Genomic DNA, 15,356 nt, shown 5'->3' on the forward strand with positions numbered 1-15,356 from the left:
TGTATACCCCGCGGCGCTCCCGGAGCTGCGGTTGTCCACCGACGGCGGGCGTGCCGCGGATGCGGCGGCTGCGCCGTTCGGTGCGGCGTCCCGTGCGCCTCGGCCGGCTGGGCCACGCGGCCGGGTGGAGCGCACGCGACGGCGGACGGGGCCGTGGTGCGTCCCCGCCCGCCGTGATCCGGGCTCCGCGTCAGCGCCTCGTGCGGCGCGGTGTCACGCGGTGCTGCGCCTGATGCGGATCAGGAGCAGGCAGCCGGCGGCCACCAGGACTCCTCCGGCCGCCGCCGGCCAGAGTCCGAGGCCCGCCCCCGTCTCGGCGAGACCGCCCTGGGCCTGCGGTGCGGGCGTCGGCTCGGAGTCGTCGTCGCCGGCCGCGGCCTGGTCGTTCCCGTCCTGGTCCTGCGCGGCGTCCTCCCGCGCGGCGTCCTCCCGCGCCCCGCCGGCCGGCGGGGCCGCGGACGTGGTGGCGGCGCGAGGTTCGGCGGCACCGGGTGTCCCGGCGGCGTCGGGCGGCGAGGCGTCCTCGGTGCCGTCCTCCGGGGCGGGGGCCGGGGCCTCGGCGGTCTGCTCGCCGCCGTCGCCCCGGTCGTCCTGACCGCCCGCGTCGCCGGCGCTGCCGCCGCCGTTGGCGTTTCCTCCGTCGCCGGCGTTGCCCTGGTCGTCGCCGGCGCCTCCCTCGTCGCCCTGGTTCCGGCCGGGGTCCTGGTTCCCGTCGTCGCCCGGCTTCTGCTGACCGCCGTCGTCGCCGCCCTGGCCCTCGTCGCCGCCGGGGTTGTCCTGACCCCCGCCGTTGCCCCCGCCGTTGTCACCCGGGTTCTGCTCGCCGCCCTGGTCGCCGCCGGGCTGCTCCGGCTGCCGGGCGTCGTCCGGGCCGCACTGCTTCCCGGCGTTGATGCACGCGACCACCTGGTCCATCAGGTCGTCGTCCATCACGTTGATGAAGTCGTTGTGGTCGGTGATCGGCTTGTGCAGCTGCTCCGGGAAGCCGTCCACGGCGTACGGGTTGCGCACCTGGCCGTTCTCGACGACCGGGGTCGGCACGTCGTAGACCAGGCGGGCCTGGAGCTGCGGGACGGCCTGGAAGCCCTCGGGGCAGCTGCCGTCCTGCCGGACGAACGCCACGTGGTCGCGGTGGTTGGCGCTGTCGATGTTCCGCCCGTCCCAGCAGCTCTGGAAGTTGGACGTGCGCACCACCTGGCTGCCCTCGGGGCAGAGCACGTACTTGTCGGTGATCTGGCGGTCCTCGAAGCCGGTGCAGCTGAAGGAGGTGTTGGCGTTCTTCACGCCGTTGGTGAAGGCCTTCGCGTCACCGGTGATGATGCGCAGGAACTTCGGCATCGCGACGACGTCGCCCTGCTTGTTGCCGACGAACCTGAGCTCGGCCTGCTGTGCCTTCAGGATCCGGCCGACGTTGCCCTCGGCGCCGCCGCCCAGATCGTCGTTGTCGAACTCCTCGGTGCCGTCCTGGAGCCGCAGCACCGGCCAGTAGTAGGTCGACCTGTCCGCCTGGTTGCGGCACGTGGTCTCGGCGTTCGCGAGGTCCTCGTCGCTGGCGAAGGCGTTGTTGCCCTGGTTGCCGACGTAGTCGTGGGTGTGGTGGGCGCCGTTGTCGACGCCGGGCGCGACGATGATGTTGTCGCTGTTGAACAGGTTGTTCTCGTTCACCCCGCACTCCGTGGTGAACGAGCCCGTGGAGCCCCCGTCACCGTCGGCGGCCAGGCCGTTCTCCAGGTCCCGGGAGTTCGGCGGGACGTTCTTGATGTCGATGAAGTCCGCGGCCACGGGGCCGTTGCCGGCCTGTCCGCCGTTGTCGGCCTGACCGCCGTCCCCGGGCTGGTCCCCGTCGCCCTGCTGCCCGTCGCCCTGCCCGGCGCCGGCCCCGTCCTGTCCGCCGCCGTCGTTGCCTCCGTCCGCCTGCCCGTCGGCCTGCCCGTCCGCCGGCTCGACCTCGGTGCGCCGCAGCGAGCACTCCGCGAGCTTCTCCAGGCCCTGCGGGCGGTCGCCGACGCGGTCGATCGCGGCCGCGATGCGCCCGATGCTCTCCGCCCGGTCCCGCTTCAGCGGATCGAGGACCGCCGCCTCGTCCAGCCGGCCGTCGTCCGCCGTGCGTGCCGCCTCCTGCAACTGGCGGTAGGCCGTGGAGACCTGCTCGTCCAGCCGGGCGAGTTCGGTGTCGACCTCCGTCCTGGCCTGCTCGGGCACGGTCGTCAGCCGAGTGCTCAGGTCGGGGCAGTCCACCGTCGCGGCGACCCCGGAAGCGCCGAGCGGAACAGCCGGCTTCGGATCGGGCTCGGTGGCGGAGGCGTACACGTTGACGGCCACCAGCCCGCCGCCACCCAGAATCAGCGCGACCGCCGCAGAGGTCGCGCGTCGTGCACCGGTCGGGCGTCTGCGCCTGCTGTGTCCCAAGGCGTGCTCCTACGTCGTGGCTGTGCGGGGGCAGGGCTGTGCCCCCGGATCCATACGGAGCCGGGCCCCGGAGCGTTCAAACGCCTCACGGATTCTCAGGAATCCCTCACCTCACGGACGCGGCGCCTCCCAGGCCTCCTTGGTGCCCCCGGTCGTCCTGGTCCCCTTGCCGACGGCGGACCCCGGTGGAAGCATGCACCGGCATCCGCACCGGCACCGATCCATCGGAGGGACCGTCGTGACCGACGAGCACCAGGGGCGGTCGGCCGCGGCCGTGTTCGACAGGCTGGGCGCCGCCTACGAGAAGGCGTTCTCCGGGTCGGAGGCGCACCGGCGTTCTCTGGACTGGCTGCTGACCCGGCTCGCGCCTGGCAGCCGGGTGCTGGACGTGGGCAGCGGGACGGGAGTCCCGACGGCCCGGACGCTGGCGGACGCGGGGCACGAGGTGCTGGGTGTCGACGTCTCCTCCGTGATGGTGGAGCTGGCGGCCCGTCAGGTGCCGGGGGCGTCCTTCCGGTGCGCCGACATCCGCGAGGTGTCCCTCGACGACGGGTCCTTCGACGCGGTCTGCGTGTACTTCTCACTGCTCCAGCTGGACCGGCCGGAGCAGGCGGACGTGATGAGGCGGCTGGTGCGGGCGCTGACCCCGGCGGGGCATCTGGTCCTCGCCACCGTGCCGGTGGACGTGGCCGGCGTCGATGCCGTCTTCATGGGGCAACCGGTGCGGGTCTCCAGCTTCTCACCACCGGGATGTGCGGCCCTGGCCGAGGACGCCGGGCTGGAGGTGCTGGACCGGCAGGAACTGCTGTTCACCCCCGCCCACCCGGACGCCGGACCGGAACCGCAGCTCTTCCTGCACTGCCGCCGCAGGCCCCCGGCGTCCGCCTGACGCTGCTGTACTCCGGCACCGGGTCCGCGCCGGGTCTGCCGACTCCGGGCAGTGCATGACGCGGCCGTGACCGTGCAGCATGGTCGGCCCGGTACACGCGTACCGCCTGACCTGCACATAGGGGGCTGACCAATGCACCGGACCGGACCACGGGAAGCGGCCCGCCCGCGAGTCGCAGGCGGCGGGGGCCGGGTGGGCCCTCTCCGCCTCCGCCGGGGGCGAACGGTGGCCGCCGTGGCCGTCTGCGGGGTCGTCCACCTCGTGACCGGCGGACTGGCGGTCGGCGGCGCACTGCTGATCGTCCTCGGCTGGGAGACGGTCGTGCTGCCCCTCCTCGGGATCCTCCTGATCGGCCTCGCCCTGCACCTGCGTCCGCGCTTCGGCAGGGACGAGGAGGAACAGCTGCTGGGACGGGCCGACGCGCCCCTGCTGTTCGCACTGCTGGACGAGACGGCGGATGCCGTCGGCACCCGGGGATGCGACGCCGTGCGCCTCACTCCGGGCCTTTCGATCGGCGCGGCGCCCCGCGGTCTCCGGGGGAGGCGGCTCGACATCGGTCTCGGCCTGTGGGCGACGCTCACCCCGCAGCAGCGCGTCGCCTGCCTGGCCCATGCCCTGGGGCACTTCGCCACCGGTGATGTGCGGTACAACCTGGTGGTGCGCACCGCGCTGCCGGACCCGCACCGCCCCGGCCGGTCCTCCGGTGACCCGGGCCTGCTGCGGGAACAGGTCCTCGCCGCCCCCTCGACCAGCCGGCACGCGGACGAGATGGCGCAGGCCGCGGCTCGCTTCCGGGTGGACAGTGCCCTGGCGCGCTGGGGCGGCCGGCTCGCCGCCTGGCCGCTGCGGCTGCCGGCCCGGTCGGCCCGGCGCCTGGTCGCCCCCGTGGCCGAGGAGGCGGAGTTCCGCTCGGACGCGCTCGCCGCCCGGGTGGCCTCCACCGGGGCCGCGGTGCAGGCACTCGAGCGCCTCGCCCGGTCGGCCGCGGTGGAGACCGAGCTGCGGCGGCTCGCGGTCGAGGCCGGGACGTTCCGTCGGCGCGACGCGGCCCGGGACCTGTGGCGGAGTCTCGCCGCCCACACCGCGGACCTCCCCGACCGGGGACCGCACCACGAGGTCACGCAGGCGCGGATCGACCGGCTGAGCGGGGCGGAGTGGCACCCCGGGTCGGTGAGGCTCGGCCGGGCGGCCGCCGACGCACTGGACCGGGAGCTGGAACCGGCCGCACGCGCCGTCGCCGAGCGGTCGATCCGCGACGGCACCGGGCCGGTCCGCTGATGCCGGCCGGGCCGCCCGCCGGCGTCGTCAGCGGTGGTACGGCGGGGCGCGGACGAAGTCCTCCCGGAGGCCGCCCAGGCGCCGGGTGCGGTCGGGGGAGGGGGTCTCGTTGAACCGGATGGTGACGGTGAAGGTCGGGGAGCGGCGGCCGTCGGGGCCGCGGCGAGCTGGGTGCAGCCGGGGAGGTCGCCGGTGTGGCCGAGGACCGTGCCGCACCGGGTGGTGCGGCGGAGGACGCCCGGTCCGGCGGCGTTGCGGCCCGGGCCCCATGGGCCGGGAGTCGCCGGGCACCCACGGCCGCCGCGCGTGCCGCACCTCCTTGCCGTACAGCGCGCCCGCGGCGTGGCCGCGGATGAAAACGGGTCAGGTCGGCCGGTGCGGACACCTGCCGCCGGAGGCCCGCACGCCCGGAGACGCCGAGCGCCTCACGGATGTCCCCCGGCGGTGCGGGCGGGTCGACGGCGTAGCCGTGCAGGTAGGGCCGCGGGATCCGGTAGCCCTGAGGGAGGCTGGTGTCGCGCAGGTGCGGCGGCTCGTACACGAGGTCGCGCGGGAGCCGCTCGTAGGGGTTGCCGGTGACCGCCGCGGCCCCGCGGAACTGCGGCGTACGGGCCAAGGCCCGGGCCCGGCTCGCGCCCCCCTCGAAGTCAGCCCAGGACACGCAGGGCGCCCGGCAGTACCCGGGCCGTGACGGGCAGGACCGCCTCGACCTCGCCGTCGGCGCCGTAGGGCACCTCCCGGTCGGCCTCGATGCGTATCTCCTCGCCGCGGACGACACGCACCTGGGGCCGGTGCACGTGCGCACCGGTGTCCAGCTCCCTCATCAGCGCGAAGAACAGCCGGCGCGGTGCGTCGTGGATCATCACGACGTCCAGCAGACCGTCGTCCACCTCGGCGCCCGGGGCGATGCGGCGGGCGGAGCCGTAGTAGCCGGAGTTGGCGGCGACCACGGTGTAGCCGGTGTAGGCGTGTTCCCGGCCGTCCACGGTGACCCGGTAGCGGGTGGGGCGCCAGGCCGTGACGGCACGCAGCGCGCCGGCGGTGTAGGAGGCGGTGCCGCGCAGCAGCCGGGACCGGTTGGCGTGGCGGTTGGCGAGCGCGTCCACCCCTGCGTAGACGCTGCCGAGCACGACGGTGCGGTCGTGGACGGCGGAGGTGACCTCGACGGTGTCGACCGCGCGCGGTTCGCCGTGCAGCAGGACGCGGGCGAGGCCGTCCGGGTCGGTGGGCAGGCCCAGCGCGCGGGCGAAGTCGTTGCCCCGCCCGGCCGGGACCAGGCCGAGGAGCGCTCCGGTCCCGCTGAGGGCGCCGCCGATGCCGCCCGCGATGCCGTCGCCGCCGACGGCGAGCACCACCCGCCCTCGTTCCCCGGCCTGCCGGGCGAGTTCGCGGGCGTGGTCGAGGCTGCGGCTGTACTCGGTCTCCAGTCCGGCGCCCGCCTCCCGCAGCAGCCGGGCCACCCGCAGCAGCGCCGCGGCGCCGGTGGCGCCGCCCGCGGTGGGGTTGACGACGGCGGTGAACTGTCGCATCGATGTGCCTCCGGGCTGAGCGGTGGTGCCGGACTGTTGTCTCACGCAGGGGCGGGCCGGGCCAGGGCCCGGGTCTCGCAGGGGGGCGGGGCATCAGGAGGGCGGGGTCTTGCGGGGCGGGCCCCCCCGGGGCGGCGCGCGGGGCCCGGGGCCGGGGGCCCGCGAGCGCGGCAGGCCGGGCGGACGGCGGAGCCGGGTCAGTCCGCGGGCAGGAGCACACCCGGGTTGAGCAGCCCGCCCGGGTCCAGCCGGCGCTTGACCGCGCACAGCGCCGCGACGCCCAGGTCCCCGGCCTCCCGGACGTACCAGTCGCGGTGGTCGGTGCCGACGCCGTGGTGGTGGGTGATGGTGCCGCCGGCGGCGAGGATCGCGTCGTTCGCGGCGTGCTTGGCCCGCGTCCAGTGCGCCACCGGGTCGTCGCCCTGGGCGGAGACCGCCGTGAAGTACAGGGAGGCGCCGTTCTCGTAGACGTGCGAGATGTGGCACATGACCAGTGGTGGCGTGCCGGCCTCGGTCAGGGTGCCGGTGAGCGCCTCGCGGACGGCGGTGTACAGGCCGGGGAGGCGCGACCAGAAGGCGGCGGTCTCCAGCGTCTCGGCGAAGGCACCGGCGTCGAGCAGGGAGTCGCGCAGGTACGGCGCCGAGTAGCGGCCGTGTGCCCAGCGCTCGCCGGGTTCCGCTCCCGCGAAGGTGCCGCCGCAGTCGGCGAGGACGGCGGCGGCGCCCTCGCGGCGGTGCGCGGTGTCCTCCTCGGTGCCCTCGAAGCCGACGACGGCCAGACAGCCGGCGTTCTGCTGCTCTGCGCCGGAGCCGATGGCGTCGGGCTGGGCGAGGCCGATCAGCGTCTCCGTCTCGTCGGACAGCCTGAGCACCGTGGGCCGCGGACCGTCCTGGGCGAGCCGGCGCAGCGCGGCGGCGCCCTCGTCGAAGGAGGCGAAGCGCCAGCCCTCGTAGCGGCGCACCTGCGGGACGGGCCGGACCCGGAGGGTCACGGAGGTGATCACACCGAAGGCACCCTCCGAGCCGAGCAGCAGCTGGCGCAGGTCGGGTCCGGCCGCCGAGCGCGGGGCGCGGCCGGTGTCGAGGGTGCCCTCGGGCGTGGCCAGGGTGAGGCCCAGCACCATCTCGTCGAAGCGGCCGTACCCGGCGGAGGCCTGTCCGCTGGAGCGTGCCGCCGCGAAGCCGCCGATGGTGGCCCACTCGAAGGACTGCGGGAAGTGGCCGAGGGTGAAGCCGTGCTCGGCGAGCAGCGCCTCGGCCTCGGGGGCGCGCAGGCCGGGCTGGAGGGTGGCGGTGCGGGAGACCGGGTCGAGGTCGAGCAGGCGGTTCAGGTGCCGCAGGTCCAGGGCGACGAAGGCGCCCCGCCGGCCCGGGGCGAGACCTCCGACGACGGAGGTGCCGCCGCCGAACGGGACCACGGCGAGGCGGTGTTCGGCGCAGGCGCGGAGCACGGCGGCCACCTCGTCGTGGCTGTCCGGGAGGACGACCGCGGCCGGAGCCTCCGAGGTGTCCCCGGTGCGGATGCGCAGCAGGTCGGGGGTGGACTTGCCGCGGGTGTGCCGGATGCGGGTCTCGGCGTCGGTGCGCACGCGGTCCGCGCGGTCGCCGACGGCGGACAGCAGTGCCCGGTGTGCGGCGTCCTCCGGGGCGGGCCCGGTGACGGTGATGTCCTCCAGCCGGACCAGGGCCGTGGCCTGCGGCTTGACGCCGAGCCAGTCGCGCAGCAGCCCGGTCACGGTGTCCGGCAGCGGCGTCGCCCTGGCCGGGTCGCCCCAGCCGTTCCACAGCATGTCCATGCCTGTCGTCCTCACGGGTCGTTTCGAGGGGGAGCCGCCGTGGCGGCCTCAGGGGCGTTACACTGTTACACATGACGCCTATTCGTCACAACGGCTCGGCCCGGCAGGACTCCTCCGACGGCGACGCGGTGCTCGACGCCGTGCGGGACTGCGTGCTGGCCGTCGGGGTCCGCCGGACGACCATGACCGACGTGGCCCGCCGCGCGGGCGTCTCCCGGATGACGCTGTACCGGCGCTGGCCCGATGTGCGCTCCCTGGTCGGCGATCTGATGACACGGGAGTGGATCGCCGTGGCGACCGGGGCGATGCCCGAGCGCCGGCCGGGGGCGGACACCCGCACGCTGCTGGTCGACGGGCTGGTGGCCGGAGTGACCGCCTTCCGTGACCATCCGCTGTTCCACAAGATCGTCGACGTCGATCCCGAGCTGCTGCTGCCCTATGTGCTGGACCGCCGCGGGGCGAGCCAGGAGGCGCTGCTGGAACTGCTCGCCGGGGCCCTGCGGGAGGGGCACGCCGACGGTTCGGTGCGTGCGGCCCACGCCGGACGGCAGGCCCGGGCGCTGCTGCTGATCGTCCAGTCCTTCGCGCTGTCGCTGCGGACCATGACCGACGAGGACGACGCCGACCTGACCGGCGCGGCCTTCCTCGCGGAGCTGCGCACCATCCTGGAGAGGACCCTCACCCCATGAGCCCGACCGGCAGTCCCGTCCCCGGCCCCCGCCCGGCCTCCGCCTCTCCCTCTCCGTCCGTCTCATCAGTTTCATCGGATTCACCCGCCTCGTCCGTCTCACCCTCCTCACCTGTGTCACCTGCCTCGCCCGGCTCGCCCGGCTCGCCCTCGTCGCTGTCCTCGGCCCGTCGGGCGCGGGAACTGGCCGAGGCGGCCGACGGCCGCGTCGTGGACGTCCTGGTCGTCGGCCTGGGAGCGACCGGTGCCGGGGCCGCCCTGGACGCCGCCGCGCGCGGCCTGGACGTGGTCGCCGTGGACGCCCACGATCTGGCGTTCGGCACCTCCCGCTGGAGCTCCAAGCTGATCCACGGCGGACTGCGCTATCTCGCCTCCGCGCAGCTCGACGTGGCCCACGAGAGCGCGGTGGAACGCGGCGTGCTGATGGAGCGCACCGCCCCGCACCTGGTGCGCGCCCAGCCGTTCGTGCTGCCGCTGACACCGATGGTCTCCCGCGGCCGGGCCGCCCTGGCCCACGCGGGCTTCCGGGCGGGCGACGCGCTGCGCCTGGCGGCCCGCACCGCCCGCGCAACCCTGCCGGCCCCGCGCCGGCTGTCCGCCGTGGAGACCCGCCATCTCGCCCCCGCCCTGCGCCCCGACGGGCTGCGCGGCGGCCTGCTGTCCTGGGACGGCCGGCTCACCGACGACGCCCGCCTGGTGGTCGCGCTGGCCCGCACCGCCGCCGCGCGGGGCGCCAGGATCCTGACCCGCGTCCGAGCCCTGGAGGTCACCGCGTCCGGCGCCCGGTTCCGTGACGAACTCACCGGCGAGGAGGGCGAGATCCGCGCCCGCGCGGTGGTCAACGCCTCGGGGGTGTGGGCCGGCGACCTGGTGGACGGCATCCGGGTCCGCCCCTCCCGCGGTACCCACCTCGTCCTGCGCTCCGCGCACCTCGGCCCGCTGCCCGCCGGTCTGCACATCCCGGTCCCGGGCGAGACCAACCGCTTCGTCCTCGTGCTGCCCCAGGGCGACGGCCGGGTCTACGTCGGGCTCACCGACGAACCGGTGGACGGTGCGATACCGGACGTCCCCGACGTACCCGAGACCGACATCGGGTTCCTGCTGGACGTCCTCGGCTCGGTGCTGGACGTCCCGGTGCACCGCGCCGACGTCGTCGGCGCCTTCGCGGGACTGCGCCCGCTGCTGGACACCGCCCCGGAGGGCCGGTCCGGCGCGGCCCCGCGCACGGCGGACGTCTCGCGCCGGCACGCCGTGCTCACCTCGCCGGAGGGTGTGGTCACCGTCGTCGGCGGCAAGCTGACGACGTACCGCCGCATGGCCGAGGACGCGGTGGACGCCGCCGTCAACGCCCGCGGCCTGACGGCCGGCCCCTCCCCCACCGCCTCGCTCCCGCTGGTCGGTGCCGCCGCACCCCGCACCCTGGCCGCACTCCGGGCCCCGCGTCGCCTGGTGCAGCGCCTCGGCACCGAGGCACCGGCCGTGCACTCCCTCGCCGCACGGGATCCCCGGCTGGCCGAACCGGTGCTGCCGGGCCACCCCGTCACCGGGGCCGAGCTGCTGTGGGCGGTGCGCCACGAGGGCGCGCTGGACGAGGCCGACCTGCTCGACCGGCGCAGCCGGATCGGCGTGGTCCCGGAGGACCGCGCCGAGGCGCTGCACACCGTGCGGGGGCTCCTCGCCGAGGGCCTCGCCCGGCAGGCCTGACGCCGGGCCGCGGACCCCGGGGCGCGGCCCGCGTGCGGGTCAGATCCCGGGGCCCGGGGCGTCCTCGACGGCGCGGTGCACGCTCTCCTCGACCTCCTGCCGGGGCCGGCCGCGCTCCCTCACGTACTCCGCCATCGCGCTGCTCGCATCGCGGTCGAGGTCGCGCCAGGCCCGTACGGCGGTCTCGTAGGTGTGCGACTGCCGCGGGGTCCAGTGCGCCTGCGTGGGCGGCCCGTACGAGTCGCGCAGCTTCTCCACCCGGCTGTGCGCCTGGTCCGCCGCGCGCCGTTTCTGCACGAGCTCGTCGAAGGTGTGAGCCACACACAGAACCCTAGCCAGGCGACCGCCGGCCCGCGCGCCGAGCCGGTCGCCGCGGCCGAACGTCCGCACACGCCGCACGTATTGACATGGGCACGCCTCAGCGACACGCTGAGAGCGCTCTCAGAACTGGTCCGGACCAGCCCCCTGCACTCCGCACACTCTCCGCGCCCCCCACTCTCCGCGGCCCGCCGCAGGGCCCGTACGGAGGTTCAGCATGCTCGACAGGCTCCGACACCGGATCACCGCCGCGACGACCGCCCTCGCCACCGCCGTGGCCGGGGCCCTGCTCGCGGCCGGCCCCACCGGCCCCGCCCACGCCGCCGCTCCCGCGACCATCCCGCTGACCGTCACCAACGACTCCGGCCGCGCCGGGCCGGTGTACGTCTACACGCTCGGCACCGAGCTCGCCACCGGCCGCCAGGGCTGGGCCGACGCGAACGGCACCTTCCACGCCTGGCCCGCGGGCGGCAGTCCGCCCGTGCCGGCACCCGACGCCTCGATCGCCGGACCGGCGCCGGGGCGGACCACCACCATCCGCATCCCCCGGCTCTCCGGCCGGATCTACTTCTCGTACGGACGGAAGCTGGTGTTCAGGCTGGCCACCGGCGGTCTGGTGCAGCCGGCGGTGCAGAACCCGGACGACCCGAACCACGACATCCTGTTCAACTGGTCCGAGTACACGCTCAACGGCTCCGGACTGTGGATCAACAGCACACAGGTCGACATGTTCTCCGCGCCGTACACGGTCGGCGTCCGGCGCGGCGACGGCAGCACCGCCACCACGGGCCGGCTCCGGCCCGGCGGCTACCAGGGCGTGCTGGACGATCTGCGCGCGCAGCCCGGCGGCTGGTCCGGTCTGGTCCGGACCCGGTCCGACGGCACCGTCCTGCGGGTCCTGGCCCCCGGCCACGGCGTGGCGACCGGTGCGCTGCCGGCCTCCGTGCTGGACGACTACATCGACCGGGTCTGGCGGAAGTACGCCACGGACATGCTCACGGTGACCCCCTTCGCCGACCGGCCCGGGACCACGTACCACGGCCGGGTGTCGGGCGGTGTCCTGCACTTCACCGACGGCAGCGGCACCGTCGTCACCAGCTTCCGCAAACCCGACGCGGACAGCGTCCTGGGCTGCCACAAGCTGCTGGACGCTCCCAACGACGCCGTGCGAGGCCCGATCTCCCGCACGCTCTGCGCCGGATTCAACCGGTCGACGCTGCTGACCAGTCCGCACCAGCCGGACCCCACGTCCGAGGACTTCTACCGGGATCCCGTGACCAACCACTACGCCCGCGCGATCCACGCCCGGACGACCGACGGCAAGGCCTACGCGTTCGCCTTCGACGACGTCGGCAACCACGAGTCGCTGGTCCACGACGGCAGCCCGCAGGAGGCCCGGCTCACCCTCGACCCGTTCGGCTGACCGACGACCGCCGGCTCTCCCGGATCCCCCGGCGGGAATTCGCCGTTGCACCGGCCCCGAGCACCCGACTAGGGTCGGCCCGGTGACTGCCGGGTCGGCCTCGGGCCATGCACGAGTGAGCACCCCGGCCCGGCCGTGAGCCTGCGGCGGGCCAGAGGCCCGCCCGTCTCCGCGTTCCTGCGTTCTGCATCCCTGCACCGACCACCGGAACCGGAGACCACCCGGCCATGTCCCACGAAGAAGTCACCACCACCGTCCAGCTGAACCACACCGTCGTCCACGCCCGCGACCGGCAGCTGTCGGCCGAGTTCCTCACCGCGATACTCGGGCTGGAGGTCGGCGCCCCGTTCGGCCCGTTCCTGCCCGTCGACCTCGGCAACGGAGTGACGCTCGACTACTACCAGATGCGCGACGAGCCGATCCAGGCCCAGCACTACGCGTTCCTGGTGCCCGACGCACAGTTCGACGGCATGATCGCCCGCCTCGACGCCGTGGGAGTCACCTACTACGCGGATCCCGGGCACACCGAGCCCGGGCGGATCAACCGGCTGTTCGGCGGCCGCGGCGCGTACTTCGACGACCCCGACGGACACAACATGGAGATCATGACCCGGCCCTACGCCCGCCCCTAGAAACCGGCCCCGGACCCCGCCGGCCGCGGCCCGTCCGGTCGCGGCCGGAACGGATTCCCCGCGTCCCCCGGGTGCGCGACAGGGCGGTCGTGGCGCATTCTTGCTGTGTCGCCCGCGTGACGGCGCACGGACGAGGTGGGGCCGATGACAGCAGGCGCCTTGGACGCCGACCGCACGCCCGGGCGGCTGCCGGCACTGCTCGTGGACGCCGCGACCGAGGCGGTCGGTACGGCCGGCGGCCACGCGGGAGGGGTCTATCTGCGGTCCGGCTCACCCGGACTGCTGCGGCTGTCCGCGCTCGCCGGGCTGCCCGGGCCGCTGTTCCGCCCCTGGTGGGAGCTGCATGTCGACCGCCCGTTCCCGGCCGCGGACGCCTTCCGGCTGGGCGTGCGGGTGATCCTGCCCAACCCCACCGAGACGATGCGCCGCTACCCCCAGTTCGCGGCCGGGCTGCCGTTTCCGTTCGGGTCCCTGTACGTGCCCGTGGCCGGCCCGGACACGATGTTCGGGGTGCTGACCGTGCTGCGCCCCGCCACGGCGGACACCGCGGAGGTGCTCAAGCACCTGGACGGGCTGACCCGGATCGCCGGGGATCTGGCCATGGCGCTGCAGGGGCTCGAGGACAGCACAGCCACCCCGGTCACCTGGGACGACGAGCCGCTGAGCGTCCGTCCGCCGGCGGCCCGGCGACCCGCGCAGCACGCCGGGAGCTTCGCCTGGGAACCGGCCGGCGGCACGCTGACCGTCGACGAACCGCTGCGCGCGCTGCTGGCCCTGCCGGGACCCGGCCAGGCCGCCTCCCTCGGGGCGCTGATGGACGCCCTGGCCCCCGGTGACGGCCACCGGGTCGCCGCCGCACTGCGCCAGACCGCGGCCGGGAGACCGCCGCCGCTGCCGCTGCCGGTGCGCACCGCCGACGGGGCGCTGCGGCTGGTGGAGCTGTGGAAGCCGTACGCCGCACCGCCCGGCACCGGCCCGGTGCGCGGCATGGTCCGCGACCCGGGGCTCGGTCCGGTGGCGGACGCCGCGGCCGATCTGCTGCCCGACGGCGTGTTCTGCCTGGACCGGCTGGGCGTGATCGTCTACGCCAATCCGCGCGCCGCCCAGCTGCTGGGCCGCCCCCGGGCACGGCTGGTGGGCCACGGGCTGTGGGAGGCGGTGCCCTGGCTGAACCAGACCGAGTGCGAGGACCACCTGCGGGCCGCCCTGCTCTCCCCCGACCCGGTCCACTTCCACGTCCGCCGCCCTCCCGACGGCAGCCGTTCGACGACCCCGCAACTCTACGAGGGGGACTGGCTGGCGGTGTCCGTGCATCCGGGGCCGGACATCCTGACCGGCACGGTCCGTCCGGCGAACCGGGTGGCCGACGCCTCCGCCGCCGGGGCCGCGGGGTTCGGCGCCCCGCCCCAGGCGTCCGCCTCCGGGGACGTACCGCCCGTGGTGGCCTCCACCGCCCCGCTGTACCGCCCGATCGTGCTGGCCGTGGCGCTGACCGAGGCGGTGACGCCTCGCCAGGTGTCCGAGGTGGTGGTGCGCGAGCTGCTGCCCGCGTTCGGGGGCCGGCGGCTCGCCCTGTACCTGCTGCAGGACCGGCATCTGCACCTGGCTTGGGAGACCGGGTTCCCGCCCGGATTCCTGGCGCCGTTCGAAGGGATAGGGCTGGACGCGCGACTGCCCGGCGTGGAGACGCTCACCAGCGGCCGGCCGCTGTTCTTCGACTCGATGCAGGCGCTGGCGGCCGCATACCCGGGCATCCCGCTGGACGCCACCCAGGGCGCCCGGGCCTTCCTGCCGCTGATCTCCTCCGGCCGCCCGGTCGGCTCCTGCATCCTCGGTTTCGACCGCCCGCGCAGCTTCAGCACCGAGGAGCGCACCGTGCTCACCGCCCTGGCCGGGCTGATCGGCCAGGCCATGGAGAAGGCGCGGCGCTACGAGACCGAGACCGAACTCGCCCGCGGACTGCAGCGGGCGCTGCTGCCGCGGCGCCTGTCGGCACACCCGCTGATGGAGACCGCGGGCCGCTATCTGCCGGGCACCCAGGGCATGGACGTGGGCGGCGACTGGTACGACGTCGTCGCGTCGGGCGACGGCATGGCGCTGGTCATCGGGGACGTACAGGGGCACGGGGTGCAGGCGGCGGCGACCATGGGGCAGCTGCGCAGCGCCGTGCGGGCCTTCGCGCTCGGCGACCGGTCGCCCGACGAGGTGCTGAACGGCACCAACCACCTGCTGATCGATCTGGACGTGGGGCTCTTCGCGAGCTGCTGCTACCTCCGGCTGGATCCGGTCACCGGCCTGGCCCGTGCGGCCCGGGCGGGGCATCCGCCGCCGCTGGTGCGCCACCCGGACGGACGCGCCCAGGTGCTGGATCTTCCCGGCGGTGTGGTGCTCGGCGTGGACCCGCAGGCCCGCTATCCGCTCACGGAGTTCCGGCTGGCGCCCGGCGCGCTGCTCGCCCTCTACACGGACGGGCTGGTGGAGCGGCCCGGCACGGACATCGACGCGGGCATCTCGGCGCTGCGGGTGGCGCTGTCCAAGGCGGGGGCGCCGACGGAACGCCCGACGGCCCGGCGGCTGGCGGTGACGGCGGACCGGCTCACCGCGGGGGCCCGGCACGCGGTGGACCGCCCCGACGACATCGCCCTGCTGCTCGCCGCCCGCCGTCCGGAACCGGAGAGCGGGCGGTGAAC

At 75.4% G+C, this 15,356-nt stretch carries 11 protein-coding genes; 7 read left to right on the plus strand and 4 right to left on the minus strand.

The window, feature by feature from the left end; all coding sequences use genetic code 11:
* Positions 1 to 213 precede the first annotated feature (213 nt).
* Positions 214 to 2,409, minus strand: a complete 2,196-nt coding sequence (locus V5O46_RS08485; protein ID WP_332883860.1) for a DUF1996 domain-containing protein — start codon at positions 2,407 to 2,409, stop codon at positions 214 to 216.
* A gap of 193 nt (positions 2,410 to 2,602) precedes the next feature.
* Here V5O46_RS08485 and V5O46_RS08490 point away from each other — a divergent pair, with 193 nt between their 5' ends.
* Together V5O46_RS08490 and V5O46_RS08495 are read left to right on the plus strand one after the other, a co-directional pair.
* Positions 2,603 to 3,298: a class I SAM-dependent methyltransferase gene (locus V5O46_RS08490; RefSeq protein WP_332883861.1), complete on the plus strand. Its 696-nt coding sequence runs from the start codon at positions 2,603 to 2,605 to the stop codon at positions 3,296 to 3,298.
* A gap of 234 nt (positions 3,299 to 3,532) precedes the next feature.
* Positions 3,533 to 4,576 carry a M48 family metallopeptidase gene (locus tag V5O46_RS08495; protein ID WP_332883862.1) on the plus strand — a complete coding sequence of 348 codons (1,044 nt, stop codon included), beginning with the start codon at positions 3,533 to 3,535 and terminating at the stop codon, positions 4,574 to 4,576.
* Between the two features lie 647 nt (positions 4,577 to 5,223).
* Here V5O46_RS08495 and V5O46_RS08500 read toward each other — a convergent pair.
* Both V5O46_RS08500 and V5O46_RS08505 read right to left on the minus strand, forming a co-directional pair.
* The gene (locus V5O46_RS08500; RefSeq protein ID WP_332883863.1) at positions 5,224 to 6,105 is read right to left on the minus strand and encodes a YegS/Rv2252/BmrU family lipid kinase; all 882 of its coding nucleotides are present in this window, start codon (positions 6,103 to 6,105) and stop codon (positions 5,224 to 5,226) included.
* A gap of 197 nt (positions 6,106 to 6,302) precedes the next feature.
* Positions 6,303 to 7,901: an FAD-binding oxidoreductase gene (locus tag V5O46_RS08505; protein ID WP_332883864.1), complete on the minus strand. Its 1,599-nt coding sequence runs from the start codon at positions 7,899 to 7,901 to the stop codon at positions 6,303 to 6,305.
* Positions 7,902 to 7,972: 71 nt separating this feature from the next.
* Between V5O46_RS08505 and V5O46_RS08510 the strand changes: the two genes are divergently transcribed.
* Positions 7,973 to 8,590, plus strand: coding sequence for a TetR/AcrR family transcriptional regulator (locus V5O46_RS08510; protein ID WP_332883865.1), 618 nt, complete (start codon positions 7,973 to 7,975; stop codon positions 8,588 to 8,590).
* A gap of 113 nt (positions 8,591 to 8,703) precedes the next feature.
* A complete protein-coding gene (locus V5O46_RS08515) occupies positions 8,704 to 10,293 on the plus strand; it encodes a glycerol-3-phosphate dehydrogenase/oxidase (RefSeq protein ID WP_332883866.1) in 1,590 nt (529 codons plus the stop codon).
* A 39-nt stretch (positions 10,294 to 10,332) separates the two neighbouring features.
* On the opposite strand, the gene V5O46_RS08520 is transcribed toward V5O46_RS08515, so the two are convergent.
* Positions 10,333 to 10,614, minus strand: coding sequence for a hypothetical protein (locus tag V5O46_RS08520; protein ID WP_332883867.1), 282 nt, complete (start codon positions 10,612 to 10,614; stop codon positions 10,333 to 10,335).
* A 214-nt stretch (positions 10,615 to 10,828) separates the two neighbouring features.
* Between V5O46_RS08520 and V5O46_RS08525 the strand changes: the two genes are divergently transcribed.
* The 3 genes from V5O46_RS08525 to V5O46_RS08535 all read left to right on the plus strand — a co-directional run bounded on the left by V5O46_RS08525 (position 10,829) and on the right by V5O46_RS08535 (position 15,354).
* Positions 10,829 to 12,034: a glycoside hydrolase family 64 protein gene (locus V5O46_RS08525; RefSeq protein ID WP_332883868.1), complete on the plus strand. Its 1,206-nt coding sequence runs from the start codon at positions 10,829 to 10,831 to the stop codon at positions 12,032 to 12,034.
* 227 nt (positions 12,035 to 12,261) lie between these two features.
* Entirely contained in the window at positions 12,262 to 12,666 is a 405-nt protein-coding gene (locus tag V5O46_RS08530) for a VOC family protein (protein WP_332883869.1), read from the plus strand.
* Positions 12,667 to 12,810: 144 nt separating this feature from the next.
* Positions 12,811 to 15,354: a SpoIIE family protein phosphatase gene (locus V5O46_RS08535; protein WP_332883870.1), complete on the plus strand. Its 2,544-nt coding sequence runs from the start codon at positions 12,811 to 12,813 to the stop codon at positions 15,352 to 15,354.
* Positions 15,355 to 15,356: the final 2 nt, after the last annotated feature.

It is taken from the genome of Streptomyces poriticola (genome assembly GCF_036689765.1).
GTDB lineage: Bacteria > Actinomycetota > Actinomycetes > Streptomycetales > Streptomycetaceae > Streptomyces > Streptomyces poriticola.